Below are 24637 nucleotides of genomic sequence, written 5' to 3'. Positions count from 1 at the left end.
TCGATCGCTAGGACACATCCGAAACAATCTTCTCCAAGAAACTTAGGAAACGGCGCGGGACATACGCAGATCGCTCATTTCGTACCCAACTCGCTGCTTTAGACGAGACTCGTAGCCTCGTTCGGTCACGGGCAAGATCGATCCACAACTCCGACAATGCCTCCGGGTTTTCGGGTTCAACAACGTCCCCAGCTTGCAATCTACGTACCAAATCTGCTGTCTCGCCCGCGACAGCCGCAGAAATGTGCACGCCGGATTCCATAAGTTCATAGGTCTTCGACGGAACTGCCCGTTCAAGGGGCTCCCAATCCGTCAAATGCACCAATCCGGTATCAGCCCACTGGTAGTAGTCCTCTAGTCTATCCGCCGGGCGCCGATTCTCAATCGATATTGTCGCCTGTGAGTCTCGCGCCTTTTCAATGAGTGCAGCTTTAGCGGCACCTGCCCCCACCAGTCTAAGACGAAGATCAATCCCCGCCTCCGCTGCCAAGTTTGCGGCATCAATTGCATTAGCTAGATTCTGGGCACGCCCCAAAGTTCCGGCATAAAGGACATTTAGCCTCGCATCCGATTGCGCAGGTTTACCCTCGGCTTCCTTTACAAACTTTGTTTCAGAGGGAAAGACGTTGCGAATGGTCAGAATGTCCTTCGCACTTTTCTTACCCAGAATCTTGGGATCGGTCAGCAGGTTCGCCCGCAGCCATTCGGAAGTGACAACGATTCCTGCAGCGCTTTTCATAACTCGGTAAAGCGTCATCGTCGTTATTGCCGAAGCCAACTGTAGAGGACCTTTCGACAGTAGAGCTTCCCTAATTGATTGTTTCCCTAAGCTCTTGTTCCATTTGGAGGAAACACCGAGCAAGTCCGGCCACGCGTCGCGGAGATCGATGACGAACGGAGTTCGGAACCTTTTTGCGACAAAATACGTAGCGACTGCAGTAGGGATTGCAGGAACTGTTCCTACAACTAAGTCCGGCTTCCAATCAGAAAGAAGCCTTTTCTTTGAAAAAACAAGTCCCATTGCACCGAGGGCAACTGTGGCTTGGTTTAGTGCTTTGAGGGTCAGAGAGGAGCCGTGCGGGATGTAAGCACTACGAAAAATTCTCTCGCCTGAACTACCAATCTCCGGGTCCGCATTCCTGCGCTCTTCTCGGCCCCTCCACCAGTCGCCAAGCGTGAGTTCGCGTTGGTAGTGAGGAGGAGGGGCAATTACGGTGACCTCATGGTGGGCGTCTCCCAAGATGCTGGAAAGCCACCCCCAGCGGCGCTGAGGTACGCCATTCTCGGGCTTCCAGTACTGAGAAACGACCAATACCTTCATCGTTTAATGCGCTCCAATCTTAGCGATTTAGATGTTAAATCACCATGACACGGCAGAGAAAGTATTGGTAAAGATTTCTCCGCGGGATTTCAAGCTTAAACTATACGCGTAAGCTCCAAACACCTAGCCACGACTGAGGAGTAATTCATCCGCCTCACTATCCCTTTAACCATTCGGGGATCTGCCAACTTTCCACGATGCGCCTATGCCGCATTCTCAAAGGTTGCGCCAGATGCCCTTCGTATCGATGACGGTCTTGCCCTGGAGCTTGGTGGTGTCCAGAGCAACGAACTCCTTGTGGTTCACCAGCAAGAGAATCAGATCCGCTTCTGCGATGGCCGTATCCAAATCCTGCTGAGAAACATTCGGGATAGAGGCAAGAGAATCTGGCAATGCATTTACGTTCGGTTCGACTACTCGAATATCTAGCTGCGGGTTCTCTTCTCCGAGCTGCTTCACAATATTTAGCGACGGAGACTCTCGCAGATCATCAATATCGTTCTTAAAAGCAATGCCCAGCGCGGCAACGACGGCGTCAGGCTTTCCGTCGAGCGCTTCCTTGACCTTCTTAATCACCCACTCGGGCTTGCCGTCGTTAACATCGCGCGCCATCTTGATAATTCGTGCCTCCTCAGGCACCGAAGAAACAATGAACCAAGGATCCACCGCAATGCAGTGCCCACCGACACCTGGGCCGGGCTGAAGAATGTTGACACGCGGGTGATGATTCGCAAGCTCAATAAGCTCCCAAACATCAATTCCGAGTCGGTCGCTGATCAACGAGAGCTCGTTTGCGAAAGCGATGTTGACGTCACGGAATGAGTTTTCCGTCAGCTTTGCCATCTCAGCAGTGGTCGCATTCGTCTGCAGCAGCTCAGCAGTACAGAAGGTTCCGTACAGGTCACAGGCCATCTGCGTGCCACGGGGCGTCAAACCACCAATGACACGATCATTGTTCTCCATCTCTTCCATGATCTGCCCCGGAAGAACGCGTTCAGGACAGTGAGCAACGAAAATTGCATTCTCATCATTCTCATCCAAAGAAAGGTCGGGCCTCAGCTCAATAATGTGCTTGGCCATCGCCTCCGTCGTTCCGGGAGGAGAGGTAGATTCCAGAACTACGAGGGCGCCGGGGCGCAGGTGCGGCGCCATGGACTCGGCTGCAGCGTTGATGTACTTCGTGTCAACCTTGTAGTCCTCGCGGAAAGGAGTCGGCACACAGACAATGTAGGCATCCGCCTGAATCTGTTCGGCTTGTGCCCTCAAGTACCCCTCATCGACAACACGCTTAAGCAATTCCTCAAAGCCGGGTTCAAAGAAGGGAACTTCGCCCCTATTAATTGACTCGACGAAAGTGGGGTTCACATCGACGCCAGTAACTTTGACACCCTTAGAAGCGATGAACGCCGCGGTAGGGAGTCCAATATAGCCAAGTCCAACCACACAAACTGAATCAAACTTGGTCATAGACTCTTTTCCGGTAGTCATTACGACCCTTTCTCACATCATGCATAGGTACAGGTTTCTTCCATACTAGGCATTTAGTGCTGACTCCGCCGCAATAGGCCCGGCGAAAATTTTCTACCCTCACATATCATCAACGGTTTTGGCTACCTCTACCCGAGAAACCTCCTCAGATATAGCAGATATGCAGGCGATTTGTACCAGATCAATTCAACCCTATATAGTTAACTCTCGTTGCAGCGAGCAATACTTATTGCTTAGCTAGCCGCACATATTCCTCCATAGCTCAGTTGGCAGAGCATTCGACTGTTAATCGAAGGGTCACTGGTTCGAGCCCAGTTGGAGGAGCAAAACTCACCGCCTGTTCACAGGCGGTTTTTGCGTTTTGCAGTGAGTCTGCGGAGCCCTACTGTTCACGTTTTCGCAACCTCCGCGCAAAGTCCTTCTTCTACCGTGGTTTGGTCTCCTATCCACCGTTCTCACGAAAGACTTTTCTCATGCGCATTCGTGCTCTCGCCGTCGCTACTGCTGTTGCTTGTGCCGTCACCCCGGTGCCCGCGCTGGCGGCTGACGGCACTACCTACTACTCCACCAAGCAGCACTATAAGCCGCAGGGCTCCGAGTATGCCTCGGCACCGGAGGGCTTCCACCAGATTTATACGTCCACTGTGGACCGCCACGGCTCCCGCGGGCTGTCCGGATTCAAGTATGACGACTTGGCGCAGCAGATGCTCGCCTATGCCCAGGAGCATGGTCAGCTCACCGCGTTGGGTGAGAAGCTCGTCCCGCAGGTCGAAGCCATGATCACGGTGAACAAGGAACTGGCCGGTGGCATCGGCCAAGAGCCCGGTTACGGCAACTTGACGGTATTGGGCCGTGAGGAGCTGCAGGGTGTGGGCGAGCGCAATGCCCAGCGCAACGCCACACTGTTGGAGGATATCGACAAGGAGAACCTCAAGGTCAAGTACATCTCCTCCGGGGAGGACCGGGCCAATGACTCAGGATGGAACTTTGGCCAGGCGTGGCTGGAAGAGGAGCCGGAGCTCGCAGACAACCTAGTAGACGGCATGGAGGACGGACACGTCAGCATTGAGGCACGCATGGACCTTATGTATGCCCACAAGGACAAGAATGTGCCGTCCTACGAGAGGTACTCCGAGTGGAAGGACTCGGAAATCCTAGAGGCCAAGGTGGATGAAGCCTACGCCAAGCCGGCCTCCCAGAACGCGTCGCGCAGCCTTTTACGCAAGATATTTACCGAGGACTTCATCGCGGGCCTTGAGGATGGCTCAATCAGCTTTGCGAGCCGCGAGAAGGAGGAGAAGACGGTGGAGGGCATCGTGGATGCGGCGCTGCAGTTCTATAACCTCTACATCATTGCTCCGGCCCTGGCACACGAGGACAAGGCGCCGGCCGAAAGCTGGATTTTTGACCAGTACATGGATGACGCCAGCGGCCCGACCTTTGCCTACCTGCTCGACGTGGAGGACTACTACGAGAAGGGACCGGCTATTGCAGGACAGACGGTGTCCTACGACAACTACGAGCCACTGCTGAAGCACATGATCCAAGGCGTCAAGGACCGCGCAGCAGGCGGCGACGTGGCCGCCGAGTATCGCTTCGGGCACGCGGAGACCATCATCCCGCTTGCAGCCCTGCTCAAGCTTCCGGGCTCTGAAAAGGGCACGCCTGCCGGCGAGTTGTACTCCTGGGAAAACTCCGACTGGCGTGGAGACACGGTCGCCCCAATGGGCGCGAACATCCAGTGGGATGCCTTCCAGAACGAGCGTGGGGACACCCTGGTGCGCATGCTCTACAACGAGAAGGAGATCGCCTTCCACGACGGCTGCGAGCCCATCGAAGAGGGCTCGACCTTCTACACCCTGGACGAATTGGAGGCCTGCCTGCCGCTGGGGGCAACTTCAGATCACTCCAAGGCGCGCCTTGAGCAGCCGAAGCACCAGCAGGCCTCCCACTCCAGCTCCCTGTCCTCTAGCGCTACCATCTGGGGCATCATCGCCGGCTTGATCGGTTCTATTGCTCTCGCCGCGGGCGCGGTAGTCACCTTTGAGCCGCAGATTCGGGCTCTGGCTAAGCAGCTCGGCATTCCCCTGCCCTTCTAGCCGGTCTAGGCAGCCGAGCCCCGTGTTGTAACGGCCTAGCGCTTGGTCACGTGCACGTCCACGCCCCCGAAGAGGCTGAAGCAGTTCACCACAATTTCGGGGGCGCTGGAGGGGAGGTCGGCGGGGTCGATTGCGCCGCCTTCAATGTGGATGTCGTGCCCGCCGAAGAGGCCGAAGCCGTTCACGCGAACGCGAAACCCTTCGGGCACCCACACGTCTACCCCGCCGAACGCAGCCACAGCCTGGATGGTGGTGACGTTCTCTTTGAAGGTGGCACCGCGCAGGTCCACGTCGGTGCCGCCGAAGATACCTAGCGTGGTGTGGTGGGAGGCAATCGGGGTGCCGCGGACAGTGGTACCGCCGAAGAGACCGATAGAAAGGCCCTGCGCGCCGTGAACGGAAGGATTGACCTGTGCTAGTGAGCTCTGCACCGGTGTTGCTGCCTCCCCGCTGACTTCGGTGGGCTCCTGTGCGGCACGCAGAGCCGGTGCGGACGTACCGAAGAGAATCTTGGCAGGGTCTTCCACCAAGTCCGCAAGGAGGTCGACAAGTTCGCCGCGCGTGGTGGCCGCCGCGCAGGCGGCGGAGCGTTCGTCAAACTCTGCAATCTTAAGCTGCCCCACCGAAAGGGCATCCGCCAAGACCTGTGAGGCCGTCAGTCGCTGCGTATCCGTGCACTTAATATCCCGTGTTCCCATGTCCCGTATTCTACGCAGCGTGCTGGGGTTTTACCGGGGTTGTGGGCCCAGACCGAGCCCCAGACGAGCCGGGGATGTGCCTGAAACTGCTTAGGACTCCGCGGAAGGATCGAAGTCCGGCAGGCGCTCCCCTACTTCTAGAAGCTCAGCAATAGCTGCCACGGCACGCTCGGCAGCCTTGCCATCGCCATAGGGGTTCACGGCGTTGGCCATGGAGTGGTATGCGGCGTCGTCATCTAGCAACAGCTTGGCCTCCGCCACGATGAGGCTGCGGTTGGTTCCTACAAGCTTCACGGTGCCGGCAACAACTGCCTCTGGACGCTCGGTGTTTTGGCGCATCACCAAGACTGGTTTGCCGAGTGCTGGGGCTTCCTCCTGGACTCCGCCGGAATCCGTCAGGATGATGGTTGCGCGGTCAAGCAGCTTGGTGAACTGGTCATAAGGAAGTGGATTCGTGATGACGACATTGGGCAATGACTCCACTTCCGGAAGCACAGCTTCACGAACCTTTGGGTTCAGGTGTAGCGGAAGGACAAAGTTGATGTCCGAGTAATTCTCCGCAAGATCCTTGACTGCGCCGCCGATCTCCTTCATCGCTTCGAGGTTTTCACGGCGGTGGGTGGTGACCACCACGAGGCGCTTGCCAGATTCGGCTGCTTCCTGCAGGGCAGGATCCTCAAATTCGGTATCCCAGCTGGCGGCCTCCAGCAGTGCATCGATGACAGTATTACCGGTGACCGCGATATCCTTCGACCGGACGTTCTCACGGCGCAGGTTTTCCATCGAACCTGCAGTCGGCGCGAGGTGCAGCTCTGCCACCTGGCCAATGAGCTTTCGGTTGGCTTCTTCCGGGAACGGAGAGTGAATGTCACCGGTACGCAGACCAGCTTCGAGGTGAACGATCTTCACTCCTCGGTGGAAACCAGCCAGCGCTGCGGCCATCGCAGTCGAGGTATCACCCTGGGAAATGATGACATCAGGCTGCTCGGCATCAATAATCTCATCCAAGCCCATCAGCGCACGAGAAACAATCTCATTGAGCCCCTGACCAGGCTTCATAAGGTGAAGATCCAGCTTTGGCTCAATGCCAAACATAGTATTAACCTGTTCCAGCATTTCCTTGTGCTGACCAGTGGAGACGGCGACGGACTCGAAACGCTCGTCCTTCTCCAGAGCCTTGATGACCGGTGCCACCTTGATGGCTTCAGGGCGGGTACCGTACACGGTCATAATCTTTGGCTTAGACATAGACTTCCTTTGTTGACTACTGGGAGAGAATCTCCGTAAGAGTCTACAATGCGGATGCTTCGCGCACATGGCCCAGAGTTATATAGAAAATAAACGCTAGTCCTCGCTCACGGTGACTTCGCGAGGTTCTTCAAGGCAATTGGTGCGGGGCTCAGCTGCCGCCACGCTGGCTGTTAGCAGCGCTGACATGGCCACGGCTGCCGATACCGCATGCGTACGCTTCGAAGTCTTCACAGGTATTAAGTTAACTGAAGCGAATGCATTATGGGAAGAGTTCTCGCCATATCTATTCGGCATCCCTGTTCGCTCCGCTGCCAAGAGGCCACCTGCCCCGGACTGGTTTGGCAGGTAGGCTATTCATGAGAATTGCACGTTGCCCGTACGTTGTACGCAAACGCCGGCTGTTGCGCTGGCTTGAAGTAAGGGGATGACTAGTTTCCAATGATCCAATTTGTTGTGGGTGCTGCCGCCGGATACGTCTTTGGAACCAAGGCGGGGCGCAAGCGCTATCACCAAATTAAGGGTGCCTACGAGAAGGCCGTCAACTCCCCTGCCACCAAGGCCGCGGTGCGCTCCGCACGCAAGGCCGTGGCCAACCGATTGGACCCGGAACCGCGCATGCGTGAGCTTAAGGACTACAACAAGGGGCGCCGCGGCAAGCGTGGCACCGCGGATGGTGTGCAACCGGATCGGATTTACGAGCCGGACGAAGATTAGCGCGTACGCTACAACGCGTGCGCGCGGCTGCGGATTAGCGGGGGGCGTCGGTTAGCGCACGCCGCGGAAAGCGCGGTCGTTGAGCTCGCGGCGGGCTTGCTCGAGGGCGACGAGGTCCGCGAAGAGCGAGTTGTAGGATTCCTCGTCGTCGGAGGGGCGCATGCGGCCCAGCTGAGCCTTGAGTTGGGCTACCTGGTCGCCCACGCGGGCCTCTTGGAGGCGGGAGAGCACGGAATCGGCGTAGGCCTCAAGGTCGGTATCCGGGTTGCCGGTCTCCCCCAGCTTGATGGGCTCCACGGCGAGCTCAGAGACGAAGTTGCGAGCCATAAGGTCCGGCATTTCGCCGGCTACGGCGGCCAGCCATTCCACGCCGGGTTGTTCGGCACCGGCGGTCACGCCGCCGAGGGTCGAGATGGCGCGGCGGATGGTGCGGTAGGCCTCGTTGGAGTAGGCATCCTCCGTAATCCCGTCGAAGTAGCTGCCGGCGATCTGCGGGAATTGCAGGGCGAGCTTGAGGGCCTCGCGCTGTGGCCATAGGTGCGGCTCGCGGGGGCCGGGGATGTGCATAACGGGGGCATTGGTCTGCGCGGGCGCAGAGGAGGTCTGCTCCAGTGAGGCAAAACGCGGGCGCTGCTCCTTCTTCGGCTTGCGCGCCTCTTGGCGTACCTGGTGAAGTACTTCCTCCGGATCGGGCCAGCCCACCCAGCCGGCCAGGCGGCGGGCGTACTCGCGCTGCAGAGGTTGGTCGCGGATCTGGGCCACCACGGGCACCGCACGCCGCAGGGCCTGGAGGCGGCCCTCCGCGGTATCGATGCTGAAATCTGAGATGACGGAGCGGATGACGAACTCGAACATGGGGATGCGGTCCGCCACCAAGTCACGCACCGCGGCATCACCGCGCGCGAGGCGCAGATCGCAGGGATCCATGCCATCAGGGGCTACGGAAACGAAGGACTGGCCGGTGAACTTCTGCTCGCCCTCGAAGGCGCGCATGGCGGCTTTCTGCCCGGCTTCGTCGCCGTCGAAGGTGTAGATGAGCTCGCCGTGGAAGTAGGAATCATCCAGCATCAAGCGTCGCAGGACCTGTAGGTGATCCGCGCCGAAGGCGGTACCGCAGGAGGCCACGGCGGTCTTCACGCCCGCGGCATACATGGCCATGACATCCGTATAGCCCTCCACCACCACGGCCTGGTGTTGTTCCGCGATGTTGCGCTTGGCCAAATCCAGCCCGAAGAGCACCTTCGACTTGTGATAGAGCATGGTTTCGGAGGTGTTCATGTACTTGCCCAGCTTGTCATCGTCGAAAAGCTTGCGTGCGCCGAAGCCGATCACGTTGCCGGATAGGTCCTTGATGGGCCACAGCAGACGCCGGTGGAAGCGGTCGATGGGACCGCGCTTGCCCATCTTGGAGATGCCGGCAGCGTCGAGCTCCTCAAAGGAAAAGCCCATACGCAGCAAGTGCTTAGTGGCTGTGTCCCAGCCCTCCGGGGCATAGCCGCATTCGAAGGCGTAGATGATTTCCTTGGAGAAGCCGCGGTCAAGGAGGAACTCACGAGCAGTGGCGGCCTGCGGGGTTTCCAGCTGCTGGCGGTAGAACTCGTGCGCGGCCTTGTTGGCGGCGATAAGCCTACGGCGAGTGCCGGGCTTTTCATCGCGCGCACCGGTGGAGCCACCCTGGTAGTTGATGTGGTAGCCGATCTTCTGGGCTACTGCCTCAACGGCCTCCGGGAAGGAGACCTGCTCCATCTCCATGAGGAAGCTGAAGACGTCCCCGCCCTTGCCTGTGGAGAAGCAGTGATAATAGCCGCGCTGCGGGCGCACGTGGAAGGACGGAGTCTTTTCATCCTTGAAGGGGCTCAAGCCCTTCAGCGAGTCATAGCCAGCGGGTTTGAGCTGAACGTACTCGCCCACGATTTCATCAATAGGCGCGCGTTCACGGATAGCTTGGATATCGCTGTCCGGAATTCTGCCTCGTGCCATGCGTACAGACTACCCCGCCCGCCGGAGCTACAGGTACCCACGGCTGGGTGGATCAGTGGCGCCAAGTCCCACATCCTCCAACAACCTGCAGTGGGGATTGGGAAAAGGCCTGGTCCGGATTTCTGGTTCAGGCCCTATACCTGCAATGATGGGGGCCATGTCCCAATCCTCCCCCTCCAAAAAATCGCTGCCGGCCATCATCGGTGGCGCGGTTCTAGTCCTCGTCGCGGGCTACTTCGGTATTGACCTTGGTAGCTCCAGCGATGGCGCTGACCAGAAGGCGGCACCGTCGTCCGCTGCGGCGGGTGCGTCCTCTGCCGCTGGTGCGTCCGGTGAGAATGAGGGGGACGTCGCAAAGCAAGGCGAGTCAGACCTGCCCTCCTGCGCCATGGATTCCCTGCCGCAGGAGGCGCACGAGACCGCCGAGGATATCCTGGCCGGCGGGCCCTATGACTACCCCGATAACGACAACGTGCGTTTCGGAAACTATGAAGGTGTGCTGCCGCAGCAGGCGAAGAACTACTACCGCGAATACACCGTGGAAACCCCGGGGATTGGGCACCGCGGGGCCAAGCGCATTGTTACCGGTGGCGGCAGCGAGACCGACCCGGATGTCTGGTACTACACCGATGACCACTACGACAGCTTCTGCAGTATCCCGGACGCGGAGGACTAAGACATGCAACGCATTCTCATTACTGAACCCATCCGCACGCGCGAGGATCTCTATGGCGCACTCGGCCGCCTGCACGGCTGCACGTCCGGTGCGCCGCGCAACCTTGACGCTTTGGCGGATTTCCTCCGCGAGCAACACATCGTGGCGATTATTGCTGCGGATTTTGACATGGTGGAAGAAGACCTGGCCCCCATCAGCATGGTGCTAGAGGACCAGGGTGTCGCACTGGTGCGCTAGTGAGGTTGTTGACCGGCGGGTGGTTAGCCCGCCGGGGCCTTAGAGGCCGAGGGCGCGCTTGACGGTATCGCGGACCTCAGGGGCGAGGTAGTTCAGCAGACCAGCGATGACGGCGGTGGCGCCTGCGGCACCGAAGAGGGCACCGAGGATGCCGGGGAGGACGCTTCCGCGGCTCGAGCCACTGTTGCTCGATCCGCTGCTGCTTCCGCTGGAGCCGGTGTTGTCGCCTTGGTTGCCGGCGGTGACTTCCACGACGCGGGAGGCAAGAGCCTGGTTGCCGGCGGAGTCGGTCACGACGTAGGTGACGGAGTAGACGCCCGGCTTGGCGGTGTCGATGTTGCCCACCACCTTCACCTTGTCGGTGAGGTCACCGTCCTTATTGTCCTTGGCGCTAACACCTTCGAGGAGGTTGGCCTTTTCACCCTTGGTGATGGTGAGCTTGCCGCTCGGGACGGTGAGCTCAGGGGCTTCGCTATCCTTCTCCTGCTGATCCTGCGCGGTGAAGACGCCGAACTGGCGCACGATACCGGACTTGGTGTCCTCCTTGGAGGAGGCATCGGCAGAGGTAGCGTACCAGCCATAGGCCTGGCCGGCCTTGACGTCCTTGTAGGTAACGCTGGCGGGCCAGCCGGACTTGGCGGTGTCTTTGCCAATCTCCTTGCCGGTATCGGTCAGGGCGAGCATGGAGTTCGTCGCAAAGCTGGTCTTGCGGGTCTGGAACTGGATCGGCACACGGAACTCGTCCTCGTGGCCGTTGTAGCGGTGGCGGTCGTCGTACTCGGTGGCGTTGTGGTCGTCGAGAAGCGGCGAATACGTATCCACGACCATCTCCGAGTTCTTCAGATCGAACTGCAGGAGGCGCAGGTAGCTGGAGCCAAAGCGCAGGCCGGTGTCGCCGTCATACTTGCCTAGCTCCGTCAGGCCCAGTTCATCGGAGCCGACCTCGTAGAACTGGTAGTCCGCGAGAAGCTCCACCACGTGGTTGTTGGTGTGGCCAACGTCCTTGCGGGTGACAATGGATACGCCGTGCTCGTGGCCGGCCAACACTAGGGCCACGTTGGGGTTCTTTTCGATGACGTTCTCATAGACCATCACGCCGTCGTGGGAGAAGTCCGAGCCGCGGCCATCCGGGTTGGCGGAAGGCTTGAGGTAGGCGTGGGTGAGCAGGATGGCGTTGCGGTCGGAGTACTGCTTGAGCACCTTATCCGCCCACGCGGCTTCCTCCTCAGTGACGTCAAAGCCCAGGTGCAGGGCGATGAAGTCCATGCCGTTGGTGGAGAACAAGTCGTAGTGGTTATCGTTATCGCCCTCAGCATAGGGGTGGTAGGAGGCATCCTGCTCAGCCCACTTGCCCGAGCCCTGCTGAGCCTCGTAGCGCTCCGGTCCGAAGTACTCGTTGTAGAGGTTGTCGGCGCCGACGTCCGCGCCGCTTTGGTTGTCGTGGTTACCGGGCAGCACGCCGTTGACCACGCCGGCGTCCTCCAGAATCTTCTGGGCGTTGGAGGCTACCTCGAATTCCTTCTTGGCATTGGGGAGGTCATTGTCCTTGCCAATCCAGTTCTCAATGATGTCGCCGGTGTGGGCGGAGTAGGCAATCTTGCGCTTCTCGGCGTTGTCCGCGATCCACTGGGTGGCGGCGGTGTAGCCGTCTTCCCACTTCTTGCGTTCCTCGGCGGTGGCCTTCTCTACCGCGCCTTCGGAGAGGTATTGGGTATCGGTGTGGTGGGCGATGGAAAAGTCATAGTCGCTGGTGTCGGCGAATTGCTCGTTGACGGGCTCGTTGAGGTCATCGGCAAAGACGTCATAGCCCACCATCATGGTGTGGATGCTGCCGCCATCGACGAAGTCCTGGTTGACTTCCGCGCTGAGGCTGACTTCGGCGTCGGCCGCGCCGCGGGTTTCTGCTAGCTTCTCCCAGCTATTGGTCTTGGTATTCCACGCCATAAGGCGCACCGAGCGCTTGGGGTCCACGGTGCCGGACCAGGCGATGTCGTGGGCCTTCTTCTCAGCGTCCTTGAGCTTCAAGTCAAAGCGCTGGAAGGGCATGTCCTCTGTGGAGCTCGTTTCCTGGGCATCCTCGTTATCCGGGTTGAGGGTCTTGTCAAAGTCCTCGCCGTCTTCGTACTCAAAGTCCAAGCTCTCCGGGATATCCGTGAAGGTGCCTTGGAAGCCCTTGTCCGCTACCGCAACGTCTGCTTCGGTGAAGGTGGTCTCCACCTCCCCACCGCTCGGGTTGTCCGCGCGGGCGGAGATGGTCACGCCCTCGCCGCTCGGCGTGGAGTCGGTGCCGGCGGCACCCGGGAGGTTGCCGGAGGTGAAGTCGATGGCCTGGGAGATGGGGTTGCCAAAGACATCGCGACCCTCGACCTGGATGGAGTGGTTTCCTTCCTTGAGGCCGGTGCCGATTTCCTGCCCGCGCTCAATTTCCTCACCATCCAGGGCGTAGGTGAGCTCGCGGGAGATGAGGGCGGCGTCGTTGAACTGGACGTCGAAAGTCACCGGGCCCGTCAGGTGCTGGCCGGCACTCGGGGTGGAGCCGGTGATTTCCGCCTTCTTGTCGGTGCTCAGGTTGGAGTCCTCATAGAGGGCGGAAACCTCATCTTCGCCTAGCGGATCGGAGAAGATCCGAGCTCCGCTCACCACGGCATCGGAGTAGAATTGGGCGGCGTTATCCCGGCCGGAGTCCGCGCCGATCATCACGGCGGTGGAGTTGGACTTGGGCTTGGTCACCTCACCGTTAATCTCGGTGTTCTCAGCCACCTTGGCGCCGTTGACATAGAGCTCGCTCTTGGTGCCGTCGTAGACGCCCACCGCGTGGTACCACTGCCCCGGCTCCACTTGCTGCTGGGCTTTCTTGTAGCCATCGCTGCCGTTCACGGTGAAGGTGAGCTGGTCGCCGTAGATGACCATGGCCCAGCCGCCGGCTTCCTTGTTGGCGCAGAGGCTCTTTTCGTTGCCGTCGAAGTCCCCGTCGTAGCGGAAGACGCATTCGACGGTGAAGCCGTCCTTGATCTGGTCAAACTTGTCCCCGATGTCGAAGCCGACGGCATCCTTGCGGCCGTCGAAGTGAGCCACGGGGCGCTCAAGCACGCTGTCTTGCTCCACGGTGGGCTCGCCGATCTTCAGCGGTGCGACATCGGAAGCGGAGTTGCTGATGGTCCCGTTCTCCAAGGACAAGTCCAGGATGTCTGCCTTGGGCAGGTTCTGGGCGGAGGCGAATGAGGGAGCAACAAGGCTTGAGCCAACGAGGCTGATGGAGGCGATCAGCGCGGCTTGATGCAGCTTTTTACGAGACTTCTTTTGAGACACAAAAATTCCTTGACAGATAGCAAAATGAAGAGACTTCCGCTTCTGAGGGCTCCACAGGAGCCGCACAGCTCACGGCCCGCCCGAGGCTAGGCCGCTCGTTTAACAACGAGTTGTCAGGTGCATGACGTCAAAGTAAACGGTGTTCAACTATCGAGTGACGGATATCTCCCGCTTCGCCCGGCCGTTGCGCGCAGCACGGCCCTTCCTCGCCTTCTGTCCGTGGGCAGGGTGCGCTGGTGCGCTAGCTCAGCCCTAGCTCAAGAAGCCGAAGAGCTCGGCGCTGCGCTGCGCCAGGCGCTCGAGGCGGGATTCCGTCATGGAGGCGATCTGGTCGATGATGGCGCGGTCGCGCTCCAGGTCGGTGTCTGCCTGGTTCCACCAGAGGGCGAAGGTGGCGTCCAGCGAGCCCGGCGCGCCGGCCACCAGGTAGTCGTAGACGCGGTAGATGCGCTCGCGCTGGCGGTCCTGGCGGGCCAGGTGGGCGGGCTCATCCATGACGTAGAGCACGGCGATGGTCTTGAGCAGGGTTACCTCCGCCACCGCGCCCGGCGGGACGGCGAGGTCACCGTTCATGCGGCCAAGCGGTTCGTCGTTAGCCGCGAGTGTGGCGGAGACGGTAGCGCCCACATAGCGGCCGACGAGCTCCGAGGTCATCTTCTTCAAGTTGGCATAGGAGCGCAGGGAGTAGTCGAAGTTGCCGATGGCGTTGATGACGTCCAGCTGGCGCAGGCGGTCGGCGGCCTCCAGGAGCTCGTCGGCAGTACCGCCGAAGGCCTTGGCGCCCTTGTCCGCGAGGTTGGCCAGCTCCACCAGGTCCCACAGCACCCCCAGGGAGATGCGGCGGGAGATGATGCCGTCTTCGACGTCGTGGACGGAATAGGCGATGTCATCTGACCAGTCCATCACCTGCGCCTCCATGGACTTGCGCTTATCGCTATGCCCCTGGCGCAGCCACTCCAGAATGTCCACGTCCTCGTCATAGGCGCCGTATTTGCGGTTGGTGGTGCCATCCGGGTTGGTCTTGGTCCAGGGGTATTTGCAAGCCGCATCCAGCGAGGCGCGGGTGAGGTTCAAGCCATAGCTGCGCAGGCCCGCCGGGGTATCCAAAACCACCTTGGGCTCCAGCTTGGCCAGGATGCGCAGGGTCTGGGCGTTGCCCTCGAAGCCGCCGAGGGCCACCTCGTTGAGCGCATTCTCGCCGTTGTGGCCGTAGGGCGGGTGGCCGATGTCGTGCGTCAGACCTGCCATGTCGCACAGGTCCGGGTCCAGCCCTAAGCCGGCACCGATGCTGCGGGCGATCTGGCTGACCTCCAGGGAGTGCGTAAGCCGGGTGCGCGGGGTATCACCATCGCGCGGGCCCACCACCTGGGTCTTATCCGCTAGGCGGCGCAGCGCCGCGGAGTGCAGGACGCGGGCGCGGTCCCGGGAGAAGGCGCCACGGTGCTCCTCGGATTTGAGCAGGGCCGAGCCTTTGGGGGACTCGGAAGCGAGGCGGGCGACGTCTTCTGCGCGGTAGGAATAGCTCACGGGTTTTAAGTTTAGGCGGAGTCCTGGCCTTCCTGGGTCTGCCTCGCGCCAATGACGCGGTGGCGCAGGGCCTGGTTGGGGCGGATAATGCGCTCGATGCGGTAGAAGGCCACGCGCACGCCTTCGGTGCGCTCCTCCCCCAGCAGGGTGCGCAGGCCCAGGTAGGCCAGGCCGCCGGTCTCGTGGGCCAGGTAGCGCCACCACGGGATGGAGAAACGCGGGGAAGGATAATAGGGCGTGCCCAGCACCGTTGCATCAATCCCCTCTTGGCGGGCGATGAGGAAGGTGCGCAGGCGGTGGAGCGGATCGGTGATGATGACGGCCTCGGTCACGCCGAGCTTCTCGCGCGCGGCAATCAGCTCGCTGCGGGTGTCCAGGCCTTCCTCGAGGGCGGTGACGTTGAGGGGATCGTCGTCAAGCATGCGCTTAGCCACCCCGGCCTCGGTGAACCTATCGCCGGGTAGCTTGCCGCCGACGGTGATGATGGGCAGGTCGTGCGCGGCGGCGTACTCGGCGGCGAAGCGCACGCGGCCGGTGAGGATGCGGGAGGGGCGCCCGTCGTATTGCGCGGCGCCGAGGACAATAACGTACTTCACTGTCTGACCACTCTAGCGCTGGGTGGGAAGGTATCGTGGTGCGCATGACTACTGCTGCTCGTTTTGGTCGCGCCGCCCTTGCCGCTGTGGTGTTGGGGTTGGCCACTGCTAGCCCCGCTATGGCTGCGGACTATGTTCTTGCCGCGCCCGAGGCGGCCTCCATTAAGGACAAGGTGACGGATGAGGCCGGGGTGCTCTCGAGCTCGGAGAAGTCCGAGTTGGAGGGCAAGATTGCCGCGCTGCAGCAGGAGAACCACGTGGTGATTTTCGTGGTCTTTGCCTCCTCACTGCCGGAGGGCGCGGAAAGCTACGCGGGTGAAATTGTGCAGTCCAAGGGCCCGAACTCTGCGGCCTATGTGGTGGGCGTGGATGATTCCACCGTGGGCGTGCAGACGGGTAAAGACTGGCCGCGTGGGCGCCTGGATGCGATGTATGACGCGGCTTACGCCAAGCTTGCCGACGGTCACCAGTACGGCGCTTCCGCGCTTGCGCTTGTCGACGCTGCCGCTTCCGGTTCTTCTTCTGGCTCAGCTGGTTCATCCAGCTCTTCTGATTCCGATGGTTCTGGTGGTTTGTGGCTGGCTGGCGGCGCGGGTGCCCTAGTTTTGGCCGGCGGTGGCGCCGCAGTAGCAAGCCGCCGCAAGACCAAGAAGGATGCTGCGGCCACCTTGGAGTCCGCGCGCCAGATTGAGCCGGGGAATACCGCGCAGCTCGACCGCTTGGATATGGATACGTTGGAGAAACTGGCGCAGGAGGAGCTGGTCTCCACCGATGAGTCGATCCGCCGCGGCAAGGAGGAGCTCGACATCGCGGTGGCCGAATTCGGTCCCGAGCGCACCCGCCCGTTTACGCGCGCGATGAACCACTCCACGCTAACACTGCAGAAAGCGTTCCAGCTGCAGCAGAAGCTGCAGGACAACCTACCGGAATCGACTTCGGAGCGCCGCCAGATGCTGGTGGAGATTATCTCTTCCTGCGGGCAGGCAGATGATGCGTTGGATGAGCAGGCGGCGGACTTTGCCAAGATGCGGGACTTGCTCATCAACGCCGGTTCCAAGCTGGATGAGCTGACCCAGCGCACGGTTGATCTGCGCGGGCGTCTGCCGCAGGCGCGCACGACATTGTCCTCCCTCAGTGCTTCTCATTCCGAGGAGGCGTTGTCCTCGATTGCGGATAACCCGGAGATGGCGGAGGTCTCGCTCGACGAGGCCGAGAAGCTGCTGTCACGCGGCCGCGAGCTGCAGTCCCAGCCCGCCGGGCAGCAGGGTCCGTTGGTGGGCTATATCCGCGATGCCGAGCATGCGCTCGAGGTCTCTGACCGTCTGCTCAGCGCCGTGGAGAACGCCGAGAACTCGATCACCGCGGCGCAGGATAACCTGCCGGCGCTCATCGATGAGGTCGAGGAAGAAATCGCCGAAGCCCAGCACCTTGAGCAACAAGGAAAGGCCCAGGGCTCTCCTGCCGATTGGTCCGCGCTGGAGTCACTGCTTGTCCAGGCGCGGGAGGCGCTCAGTGCGGCTCGCCAGCAGGGCAAGGCCGACCCGCTGGGGCAGTACACCGCGCTGACGGCGCTCGATAGCAAGCTGGATGAGCAGCTCGACACAGTCCGCGAAACCAACGCCACCCGCGAGCGCCAGATTGCGCTCTACCGCCAGCAGATTGCCGCGGCCGAGTCCGCCATCCAGGCGGCAGAAGACTTGCTGTCCTCGCGCGGCCGCGTGGTGGGCCCCGATGCACGCGTCGCGCTTGCCGATGCCACCCGCCTCTTCGCCCAAGCCCAGAACTCCGCCTCCAAGGACCTGCGCGCGGCGCTCAACTACTCCCGCGATGCTGCAGCGGCCGCGCAGACTTCGCTCAACCGCGCGAAGGAAGACCTGGAGGCTTATCGCCGCCGGGAGCAGCGCCGCCAGGCCACCGATGCCGCGGGCAACATCCTCACCGGCATGGTCATTGGCCAGATTCTCGGCGGCGGCAGCTCCCGTGGTGGCGGTTTCGGTGGCGGCTTCTCCGGTGGCGGCTTCTCCGGTGGCGGCGGTTTCGGCGGCGGAGGCTTCTCGGGCGGCGGAGGCGGAGGCGGTTTCCGCGGCGGCTCCTTCTAGCCGCCCTCTCCCCTGCTCCGATTCCTCGCCTTCTCCCCTTTTCCGCCGGCGGCTCCCCCAGCCGCCTTCCTTCTTCTCCCCTGCCCCGCGCCTAGGCCGCTAAGCCCACGGCCCACACCCGGCATCTCATAACCGGGGCGGTCCCGCATGGCATCTCGCAAAAGGCGCCTTGCACAAGGCATCTGTCAGATACCTTCTGCCGGATGCCATTTGTGAGATACCGTCTGCCACATTTTTTTGTGCACACATCGGGCGACTGGACCCCGGCTCGGTAGCCGGTCAATCAGTTCCTCGGATACGGGGTGGTGCACATACACGGTAGGTGGAACACGGTCATGCGCATGGTTCTCGTCAAAAGGCTTCTCTCACAAGGTTGCAGTCAAACGGTTTACCTGGGGGCAAGTAAACCTTCTGCACCGAGCTAGATGGTTCGTTTGGGGGCAAACAAACCTTATGACTGCAACCATCTAACTAGAACCCTCTACTGGCATACCAAGCCGAGCAAGGATGCCAGAAGAGCTCCCCTTTTGATGAAATCACCCAAGTTTCCACGCCAGTTCTGGCTATATCGCGGAAGGTAGGTTAGGTGCGAAAGGGGCGGACGGAGCCGTCGAGAAGCAGGCAACAGTAGCTGGTGAAGGCAGCGTCCGTGAGGGGGAGCTCGCCCACCGCGACTTCGAGGTCGCGGCCCCGCGGGGTGGTGCGGGCGACCTCGGCGGCGGGGCCAGACAGAGCGAGGATGCGGCGCTCGCGGCGGAATGGATTCGTGCGCTCAAGCAGGTACTCGCGGCCCTCGCACGCCGCGCGCAGCTTGTTCACTGTGAAGCTGGTCTGTTCCGCGGAAAAGTCGGGCCCGCGCACGGTAAAGCGGCGCGCGCCCGGGATGTGCTCGAAGGCGATGGTGGTGTCCGTCCCGGGCAGCAGCAGGCCCGTCGGTCTCACGCGGGCGATGACCACGCCCGCGCCATCCACCAGCGCCTCATCGCGCCACACCCAGCGCTGCATCAGAGAAGCACCGCAACAATGGCAACGATGGTCATGAGCAGCAGCGTCGCGATGATCGGAATCGCAGTCTTCTGCGTCCGCGCCTCCAAAATGACGCGCGTAAACCAGCTCAGGGCAGCAATCTCCGAGTGGCTGAGGTCATCGGAATCATCGCTGTCCTCGCCCTCGAATTCGAGGATGGCCTTACGCACACCAGAATTCTTAGAGGAGAACTGGGCGATTTTCAGCCCCTCGTGGTCCTCGACAATCCAGTCGCCACCGGACTCGTTGATGAAGGCGAACGTGCGCCCATCCAGGGAAGCTTCCAAACGCTTATCGCGCTTGGGGTTGCCCGCCAGGCGGTAGACGCGGTCATCTTCCAAGGTCACCGACGCGCCCAGGTCATCGAGTCCCAAGCGCCAGTGCTCGCCTTCCACGTCCGCCGAGCGCTCCTGGAACATGCCCAACGACGCCGGCCCCTCCCCCACGAGGAGGACCGGGTTCTTGCGGTCGCTGCGGTCCCAGCTGGTGTAATGCATTAGCAGCCAGCCAGTCGGGCGGCCAGGTAAGCCTCAAGCTCGTCGAGCTTGACGCGCTCCTGCTCCATGGAGTCACGCTCACGCACGGTGACCGCGTTGTCCTCGAGGGTGTCGAAGTCATAGGTCACGCAGAACGGCGTGCCGATCTCATCCTGGCGGCGGTAGCGGCGGCCGATCGCACCAGAGACATCGAACTCCACGTTCCAGTTGGCGCGCAGCTTGTTCGCCAATTCGCGGGCCGGGGTGGACAGCTCTTCCTTCTTCGACAGCGGCAGCACGGCCACCTTGACCGGAGCCAGACGGCGGTCCAGGCGCAGCACCACGCGCTTATCGGTACCGCCCTTGGCGTTCGGGGCCTCCTCTTCGTCGTAGGCATCGATAAGGAAGGCCATCATGGCGCGGCCCAGGCCGGCAGCCGGCTCAATAACGTACGGGGTCCAGCGCTCGCCAGCCTCCTGGTCAAAGTAGGACAGGTCCTCGCCCGAGCCCTTGGTGTGCACGGAAAGGTCATAGTCCGTGCGGTTGGCCACGCCCTCCAGCTCGCCCCACTTGGAGCCCTTGAAGTTATAGGCGTACTCGACGTCCACGGTGCGCTTGGAGTAGTGGGAGAGCTTCTCCTGCGGGTGCTCGTAGAGGCGCAGGTTCTCTTCCTTGATACCGAGGTCGATGTACCAGTTGAAGCGGTCATCGATCCAGTACTGGTGCCACTCTTCGTCCTCGCCCGGCTTGACGAAGAACTCCATCTCCATCTGCTCGAACTCGCGGGTACGGAAGATGAAGTTACCCGGGGTGATCTCGTTGCGGAAGGACTTACCGATGTTCGCAATGCCGAACGGCGGCTTCATACGCGCCGAGGTCATCACGTTCTTGAAGTTCACAAAGATGCCCTGCGCGGTCTCCGGGCGCAGGTAGTGCAGACCCTGCTCGTCGTCGACCGGGCCCAGGAAGGTCTTAAGCAAACCGGAGAAGGCCTTCGGCTCGGTCCAGTCACCCGGCTGGCCAGTCTCCGGATCGTTGATGTCAGCCAGGCCGTTGGCCGGCTCGTGGCCGTGCTTTTCCTCGTAGGCCTCGATCAGGTGGTCCGCGCGGTAGCGCTTACCGGTGTGCTTGGACTCCACCAGCGGGTCGGTGAAAACCTCAACGTGGCCGGAGGACACCCACACCTGGCGTGGCTGGATCACGGACGTATCGACGCCCACGACGTCATCGCGGGACTGCACCATGTGGCGCCACCACTGGCGCTTGATGTTTTCCTTGAGCTCGACGCCAAGCGGGCCGTAGTCCCACGCAGAGCGGGAACCGCCATAAATTTCACCTGCCTGGTAGACCAAGCCGCGGCGCTTACACAGGCTGACGACGGTATCAATGACGGATGCCATAGCTAATGGGACTCCTCTGGTAGGGGACAGTCTTTATACAGTGCGGCCTAGTCTAGCGTGCCCCTCATCGCCGCGTGCCTTCACCCCAAAAGTGTGGTGCATTTTATACACATTTCCGCATTCTTCGGCTATAGTACCGATAGCTCTCTTTTTAACTCTCCATCAATAGATATGACTGAAGGTGAATGGCGTGACCAACACCCAGACTGACACCCTTTCCTTTGATCTGGCGGCGGCTGCCACCGTGATTAGCGCTTTGGATTCACCATTGCGCATCGATATCATTCAGCGCCTCTCCGAGCGCGACCACTACGTCCACGAGCTGGTCGCCGCGACCGGCAAATCGCAGCCGCTTATCAGCCAGCACCTGCGGGTTCTCAAGCGCGCGAACATCGTCGACAGTGAACGCACCGGCCGTGAAGTCCGTTACTCTTTGGTGGCCCCTAAGGTGCTGCCTTTACTTCGCGACGCCTCACTGGCCACCTCTTAATGGAAGTGTGTTGATAAACTAAGCCCCATGGCCATCCACGACAGTATTCCCAAACTCGGCGCTCGCAATACCCGCCAGCGCACCGCCGTCGTTGAGGTCCTGCGCAGTCTCGACAAGTTCGTCTCCGCCAAGGACATTCACCAGGCGCTTATCGACGGTAACCAGAAAGTCGGCCTCACCACCGTCTATCGCACGCTCCAATCACTCTCGGAGATTGACGCAGTCGACGCGCTCCACATGCCCTCCGGCGAGACCCTTTACCGCCACTGCGAGAGCGATGCGCACCACCACCACTTGGTGTGCACCAAGTGCGGCCGCACCGAAGAGATCGATGGCGGCCCGATTGAAGAGTGGGCCTCCTCTATAGCCAAGGAGCACGACTTCGAGCTCACCGGGCACGATGCCGAGATCTTCGGCATCTGCGCTGAGTGCCGCGCCCGAAACTAAAGTTTCGGGCGTTAGAAACGATGCTGGCTATTTGACGCCGCCGAAGCGGCGGTCACGCCGCGCGTACTCTTCCACCGCGGCGAACAAGTCTTCCGGCGTGAAGTCCGGGAAAAGCTTGTCCTGGTAAATCATCTCTGCGTAGGCCGACTGCCACAGCAGGAAGTTCGAAGTGCGCTTCTCACCGGAGGGGCGCAAGAACAAATCCACGTCCGGCATATCGGGGTCATACATCACCGAGCTCACCGTCTTCTCGTTGATGGAGCGCGAGTCGAGCTCGCCACGGGAGACTTGCTCGGCGAGCTCCCGGATGCCGTCGACAAGCTCGGCGCGCCCACCGTAATTCACGCACATCACCAGAGTCATCTTGGTGTTGTCCTTGGTCAGCTCCTCGGCGGCCTCGAGCTCCTTGATAACTGAGCGCCACAGGCGCGGGCGGCGGCCGGCCCAGACCACGCGCACTCCCCTCTCGTTGAGCCAGTGGCGCTGGCGGCGCAGCACATCGCGGTTAAAACCCATGAGGAAGCGCACTTCCTCGGCGCTGCGGCGCCAATTCTCGGTGGAGAAGGCATAGGCGGAAAGGTAAGGAACACCAAGGGAAAGGCAGGCATCGACGACGTCGAGAAGCACTGCTTCTCCCCGACGGTGACCTTCGGTGCGCTTCATGCCGCGCTCCTCTGCCCAGCGGCCGTTGCCGTCCATGACCAGCGCGATGTGGCGCGGCAGGAACTCCTGCGGGATAGCGGGCGGGTGGAGGACTCGGTTCGGGTCAGGCGTAATCACGGGTTACAGTCTACTGTTCCATGATCCCCAGCGCGCCAACGCTTCGCTCAAGATGCCATTGCAGGTGCGCGCGGGTGAGGCGATGGGCCTCTTGGGCTTGGGCGTTTGTCGGCTGGCTGGGGTGGTCATGGGCGATGAGCCACATGTGGTGCAGGGTTTCTGGGTCTACCTCGGCGGCGCCTGGTGGACGGCATTGGTGGCAGGCGGCGCCGCCCACGGCTGGGTGGAAGGCGTGGTGCGGGCCGGGTCTTTGGCACTGGGCGCAATCGAAAAGGCTGGGAGCCCAGCCGGCATGGGACATGGCTTTGAGGAGGAAGGCGTCGAGAAGCAGGAGCGGATCGCCGTGCTGCAGCTTGTCGAGGACATCGACGCAGGCCTCGTAAAGGTAGGGATCGCCGGGCGCGTCGGCGGCGGCGAGGCGCTCGGCGGATTCGAGGGCGGCGCAGGCAGCGGTGTAGCGCTCGTAATCCTCGATGATGCGCGCTCCGAAATAGTCCACCGTGTCTGCCTGCGTGATGGTGTAGAGGTTGCGGCCGGGGTAGAGCTGCACGTCGAGGTTGACGAAGAGCTGCAGGCGGGAGCCGAAGCGCGACTTGGCGCGGCGCACACCCTTGGCCACCCCGCGCACGAGGCCGTGGTGGCGGGTCAAGAGCACGATGATGCGATCCGCCTCGCCGAAATCATAGGAGCGGATGACGAGGGCGCGGTCGCGGAAGTTTTCGCGCATTTAGAAACCCAGGCGGCCCAGCGCCTTCGGGTCCGACTGCCAATTCTTGAGCACCTTAATACGCAGGTCAAGATAGACGTTCTGGCCGAGCAGCTGAATGATTTCCTTGCGGGCGGTGCCCACGATGCGGCGGAAGCGGCGGCCATCCTTGCCCTCAATGATGCGCTTCTGGCCGGGGCGCTCCAGGTAGAGGATGGCGTGGACGTTGAGGACGTCGGGGCGCTCCTGGCTGGGCAGAATCTCATCGACTTCGACGGCGACGGAGTGCGGCAGCTCGTACTTCAGGCCAGACAGCGCGGACTCGCGGATCAGCTCGGCGATGCGCTTGGACTGGTCTTCGTCGGTGACATGGTCATCGGGGTAGAACTTGGGGCCTTCGGGGAGGTGGTCCACGATGACCTGGGTCAGCTCATCCAGCTGCACGCGCTCGGTGGCGGAAACTGGGATGACCACGGCATCGGGGTTCTCTTCGGCGAGCAGCTCATGCAGGGCGAGCAGCTGGGCGCCGACTTGGTCCTTGGAGGCCTTATCCAGCTTGGTGACGATGCCGATGATGGGGGTCTTCGGGGCGACCTTGCGGACGTTCTCCAGGATCCACCGGTCTCCGGGGCCAATCTTCTCATCCGCGGGGATGGTCAGGCCGATGACGTCGACGTCGGCGTAAGTGTCTTTGACCACCTCGTTGAGGCGCTCGCCAAGCAGAGTTCGCGGGCGGTGCAGGCCGGGCGTGTCGACGAGGACGATCTGCGCATCCTCGCGGTGGACTAGGCCACGGATGGGATGGCGGGTGGTTTCCGGCTGGTCAGCGGTGATGGCGATCTTCTGCCCCACCAACGCGTTGGTCAGGGTGGACTTGCCAGTATTGGGGCGGCCGACAAAGGACACGAAGCCGGAGCGAAAACCCTCGGGCGTGTCGGTGTACTGCGAGTAGTCGGCGGCGGTGGCTTCGCCCTCGGCTGGTAGGTCCGCGAAGGCGGCATCGAAATCAGTGCTCATATTGCCTCATATCATAACGCAACAGCTGCCGAGTCCCGTTCTTGTTGTATCGCTCTGCTCGGGCTCTCGCCGTGCGGCCCGCAAATCTTCCTGCCGATACGCCGGCAGATGGTCCTTGTAGTTTGGTCCTTCTACTCTGGTCCCTTCTCTGTGCAAAGGGACTATCTGGTGCCGGTTTTCGCGTGCTAAATGGTCCCTTTAGTGTGCGAAGGGACCAGACTAAAGGGACCTTCTGTGCTCCTCCGGGGGTCATCCGCCCTGCAGATGGTTCGAGTCAGGCGGTTCTAGTCATAAGGTTTC

General features: G+C 61.3%; 22 protein-coding genes and 1 tRNA gene. 8 read left to right on the top strand and 15 right to left on the bottom strand.

What is annotated here, in order from left to right:
* Positions 1-7: 7 nt before the first annotated feature.
* Together HMPREF2822_RS00490 and wecC are read right to left on the bottom strand one after the other, a co-directional pair.
* Positions 8-1321, bottom strand: coding sequence for a glycosyltransferase family 4 protein (locus HMPREF2822_RS00490; protein WP_070519636.1), 1314 nt, complete (start codon positions 1319-1321; stop codon positions 8-10).
* A 216-nt stretch (positions 1322-1537) separates the two neighbouring features.
* Positions 1538-2809 (bottom strand): UDP-N-acetyl-D-mannosamine dehydrogenase, encoded by a 1272-nt coding sequence (gene wecC, locus HMPREF2822_RS00485; RefSeq protein ID WP_304441003.1) that lies wholly within the window; start codon positions 2807-2809, stop codon positions 1538-1540.
* Positions 2810-3060: 251 nt separating this feature from the next.
* Between wecC and HMPREF2822_RS00480 the strand changes: the two genes are divergently transcribed.
* Together HMPREF2822_RS00480 and HMPREF2822_RS00475 are read left to right on the top strand one after the other, a co-directional pair.
* Positions 3061-3133: transfer RNA gene (locus HMPREF2822_RS00480), tRNA-Asn, on the top strand.
* Positions 3134-3282: 149 nt separating this feature from the next.
* Positions 3283-4908, top strand: a complete 1626-nt coding sequence (locus HMPREF2822_RS00475) for a histidine-type phosphatase (RefSeq protein ID WP_070519631.1) — start codon at positions 3283-3285, stop codon at positions 4906-4908.
* Positions 4909-4943: 35 nt separating this feature from the next.
* On the opposite strand, the gene HMPREF2822_RS00470 is transcribed toward HMPREF2822_RS00475, so the two are convergent.
* From HMPREF2822_RS00470 to HMPREF2822_RS13250, 3 genes are all read right to left on the bottom strand, one after another.
* Positions 4944-5606, bottom strand: coding sequence for a DUF1707 SHOCT-like domain-containing protein (locus HMPREF2822_RS00470; RefSeq protein WP_070519629.1), 663 nt, complete (start codon positions 5604-5606; stop codon positions 4944-4946).
* Positions 5607-5696: 90 nt separating this feature from the next.
* Entirely contained in the window at positions 5697-6854 is a 1158-nt protein-coding gene (gene wecB, locus HMPREF2822_RS00465) for a non-hydrolyzing UDP-N-acetylglucosamine 2-epimerase (RefSeq protein WP_070519627.1), read from the bottom strand.
* Positions 6855-6950: 96 nt separating this feature from the next.
* Positions 6951-7088: a hypothetical protein gene (locus HMPREF2822_RS13250; RefSeq protein WP_154736808.1), complete on the bottom strand. Its 138-nt coding sequence runs from the start codon at positions 7086-7088 to the stop codon at positions 6951-6953.
* Positions 7089-7295: 207 nt separating this feature from the next.
* On the opposite strand from HMPREF2822_RS13250, the gene HMPREF2822_RS00460 reads away from it, so the two are divergent.
* On the top strand, positions 7296-7571 hold the full coding sequence (locus tag HMPREF2822_RS00460; RefSeq protein ID WP_070519625.1) for a hypothetical protein: 276 nt from the start codon (positions 7296-7298) through the stop codon (positions 7569-7571).
* Between the two features lie 51 nt (positions 7572-7622).
* On the opposite strand, the gene dnaG is transcribed toward HMPREF2822_RS00460, so the two are convergent.
* Positions 7623-9551 (bottom strand): DNA primase, encoded by a 1929-nt coding sequence (gene dnaG / locus HMPREF2822_RS00455; RefSeq protein WP_070519623.1) that lies wholly within the window; start codon positions 9549-9551, stop codon positions 7623-7625.
* Positions 9552-9708: 157 nt separating this feature from the next.
* On the opposite strand from dnaG, the gene HMPREF2822_RS00450 reads away from it, so the two are divergent.
* Together HMPREF2822_RS00450 and HMPREF2822_RS00445 are read left to right on the top strand one after the other, a co-directional pair.
* Entirely contained in the window at positions 9709-10227 is a 519-nt protein-coding gene (locus HMPREF2822_RS00450) for a guanyl-specific ribonuclease (protein WP_070519621.1), read from the top strand.
* A 3-nt stretch (positions 10228-10230) separates the two neighbouring features.
* Complete coding sequence (locus tag HMPREF2822_RS00445) at positions 10231-10464, top strand: barstar family protein (RefSeq protein WP_070519618.1); 234 nt, start codon at positions 10231-10233, stop codon at positions 10462-10464.
* Positions 10465-10503: 39 nt separating this feature from the next.
* On the opposite strand, the gene HMPREF2822_RS00440 is transcribed toward HMPREF2822_RS00445, so the two are convergent.
* The 3 genes from HMPREF2822_RS00440 to HMPREF2822_RS00430 form a co-directional block, all read right to left on the bottom strand.
* Complete coding sequence (locus HMPREF2822_RS00440; RefSeq protein ID WP_070519616.1) at positions 10504-13773, bottom strand: LamG-like jellyroll fold domain-containing protein; 3270 nt, start codon at positions 13771-13773, stop codon at positions 10504-10506.
* 252 nt (positions 13774-14025) lie between these two features.
* Positions 14026-15300 (bottom strand): deoxyguanosinetriphosphate triphosphohydrolase, encoded by a 1275-nt coding sequence (locus HMPREF2822_RS00435; RefSeq protein WP_070519614.1) that lies wholly within the window; start codon positions 15298-15300, stop codon positions 14026-14028.
* A gap of 11 nt (positions 15301-15311) precedes the next feature.
* Positions 15312-15896 (bottom strand): YdcF family protein, encoded by a 585-nt coding sequence (locus HMPREF2822_RS00430; RefSeq protein WP_070519612.1) that lies wholly within the window; start codon positions 15894-15896, stop codon positions 15312-15314.
* Positions 15897-15940: 44 nt separating this feature from the next.
* Here HMPREF2822_RS00430 and HMPREF2822_RS00425 point away from each other — a divergent pair, with 44 nt between their 5' ends.
* Positions 15941-17995 (top strand): TPM domain-containing protein, encoded by a 2055-nt coding sequence (locus HMPREF2822_RS00425; RefSeq protein WP_070519610.1) that lies wholly within the window; start codon positions 15941-15943, stop codon positions 17993-17995.
* A gap of 582 nt (positions 17996-18577) precedes the next feature.
* Here the strand turns inward: HMPREF2822_RS00425 and HMPREF2822_RS00420 are convergent.
* Genes HMPREF2822_RS00420 through HMPREF2822_RS00410 form a run of 3 tightly spaced genes read right to left on the bottom strand, consistent with a single transcriptional unit; the run spans position 18578 to position 20897 of the window.
* Complete coding sequence (locus HMPREF2822_RS00420; RefSeq protein ID WP_070517869.1) at positions 18578-19000, bottom strand: hypothetical protein; 423 nt, start codon at positions 18998-19000, stop codon at positions 18578-18580.
* A complete protein-coding gene (locus HMPREF2822_RS00415) occupies positions 19000-19518 on the bottom strand; it encodes a hypothetical protein (RefSeq protein WP_070517870.1) in 519 nt (172 codons plus the stop codon). The genes HMPREF2822_RS00420 and HMPREF2822_RS00415 overlap by 1 nt, the downstream gene beginning before the upstream one ends.
* Entirely contained in the window at positions 19518-20897 is a 1380-nt protein-coding gene (locus HMPREF2822_RS00410) for a glycine--tRNA ligase (protein ID WP_070519608.1), read from the bottom strand. The genes HMPREF2822_RS00415 and HMPREF2822_RS00410 overlap by 1 nt, the downstream gene beginning before the upstream one ends.
* A gap of 190 nt (positions 20898-21087) precedes the next feature.
* On the opposite strand from HMPREF2822_RS00410, the gene HMPREF2822_RS00405 reads away from it, so the two are divergent.
* Positions 21088-21387, top strand: a complete 300-nt coding sequence (locus tag HMPREF2822_RS00405) for an ArsR/SmtB family transcription factor (protein ID WP_070519606.1) — start codon at positions 21088-21090, stop codon at positions 21385-21387.
* Positions 21388-21414: 27 nt separating this feature from the next.
* On the top strand, positions 21415-21834 hold the full coding sequence (locus HMPREF2822_RS00400; RefSeq protein ID WP_070519604.1) for a Fur family transcriptional regulator: 420 nt from the start codon (positions 21415-21417) through the stop codon (positions 21832-21834).
* Between the two features lie 27 nt (positions 21835-21861).
* Here the strand turns inward: HMPREF2822_RS00400 and HMPREF2822_RS00395 are convergent, their stop codons facing one another.
* From HMPREF2822_RS00395 to era, 3 genes are read right to left on the bottom strand one after another with little or no spacing between them, the layout of a single operon-like run.
* Positions 21862-22614, bottom strand: coding sequence for an isoprenyl transferase (locus HMPREF2822_RS00395; RefSeq protein WP_070519602.1), 753 nt, complete (start codon positions 22612-22614; stop codon positions 21862-21864).
* A gap of 10 nt (positions 22615-22624) precedes the next feature.
* Positions 22625-23341, bottom strand: coding sequence for a DNA repair protein RecO (gene recO, locus HMPREF2822_RS00390; protein WP_070519600.1), 717 nt, complete (start codon positions 23339-23341; stop codon positions 22625-22627).
* On the bottom strand, positions 23342-24337 hold the full coding sequence (gene era, locus HMPREF2822_RS00385; RefSeq protein WP_070519598.1) for a GTPase Era: 996 nt from the start codon (positions 24335-24337) through the stop codon (positions 23342-23344).
* Positions 24338-24637: the final 300 nt, after the last annotated feature.

The sequence above is a fragment of the Corynebacterium sp. HMSC062E11 genome (assembly GCF_001811845.1).
Classification (GTDB): domain Bacteria; phylum Actinomycetota; class Actinomycetes; order Mycobacteriales; family Mycobacteriaceae; genus Corynebacterium; species Corynebacterium hesseae.
Note: the sequence above shows the minus strand (reverse complement) of the source record. Positions and strands in the feature narration are given on the sequence as shown.

Coding starts and splice junctions, on each gene's coding strand:
- HMPREF2822_RS00490 (WP_070519636.1), bottom strand. CDS start 1,321: ATGAAGGTATTGGTCGTTTCTCAGTACTGGAAGCCCGAGAATGGCGTA.
- wecC (WP_304441003.1), bottom strand. CDS start 2,809: ATGACTACCGGAAAAGAGTCTATGACCAAGTTTGATTCAGTTTGTGTG.
- HMPREF2822_RS00475 (WP_070519631.1), top strand. CDS start 3,283: ATGCGCATTCGTGCTCTCGCCGTCGCTACTGCTGTTGCTTGTGCCGTC.
- HMPREF2822_RS00470 (WP_070519629.1), bottom strand. CDS start 5,606: ATGGGAACACGGGATATTAAGTGCACGGATACGCAGCGACTGACGGCC.
- wecB (WP_070519627.1), bottom strand. CDS start 6,854: ATGTCTAAGCCAAAGATTATGACCGTGTACGGTACCCGCCCTGAAGCC.
- HMPREF2822_RS00460 (WP_070519625.1), top strand. CDS start 7,296: ATGATCCAATTTGTTGTGGGTGCTGCCGCCGGATACGTCTTTGGAACC.
- dnaG (WP_070519623.1), bottom strand. CDS start 9,551: ATGGCACGAGGCAGAATTCCGGACAGCGATATCCAAGCTATCCGTGAA.
- HMPREF2822_RS00450 (WP_070519621.1), top strand. CDS start 9,709: ATGTCCCAATCCTCCCCCTCCAAAAAATCGCTGCCGGCCATCATCGGT.
- HMPREF2822_RS00445 (WP_070519618.1), top strand. CDS start 10,231: ATGCAACGCATTCTCATTACTGAACCCATCCGCACGCGCGAGGATCTC.
- HMPREF2822_RS00425 (WP_070519610.1), top strand. CDS start 15,941: ATGACTACTGCTGCTCGTTTTGGTCGCGCCGCCCTTGCCGCTGTGGTG.
- HMPREF2822_RS00420 (WP_070517869.1), bottom strand. CDS start 19,000: ATGCAGCGCTGGGTGTGGCGCGATGAGGCGCTGGTGGATGGCGCGGGC.
- HMPREF2822_RS00415 (WP_070517870.1), bottom strand. CDS start 19,518: ATGCATTACACCAGCTGGGACCGCAGCGACCGCAAGAACCCGGTCCTC.
- HMPREF2822_RS00410 (WP_070519608.1), bottom strand. CDS start 20,897: ATGGCATCCGTCATTGATACCGTCGTCAGCCTGTGTAAGCGCCGCGGC.
- HMPREF2822_RS00400 (WP_070519604.1), top strand. CDS start 21,415: ATGGCCATCCACGACAGTATTCCCAAACTCGGCGCTCGCAATACCCGC.
- recO (WP_070519600.1), bottom strand. CDS start 23,341: ATGCGCGAAAACTTCCGCGACCGCGCCCTCGTCATCCGCTCCTATGAT.
- era (WP_070519598.1), bottom strand. CDS start 24,337: ATGAGCACTGATTTCGATGCCGCCTTCGCGGACCTACCAGCCGAGGGC.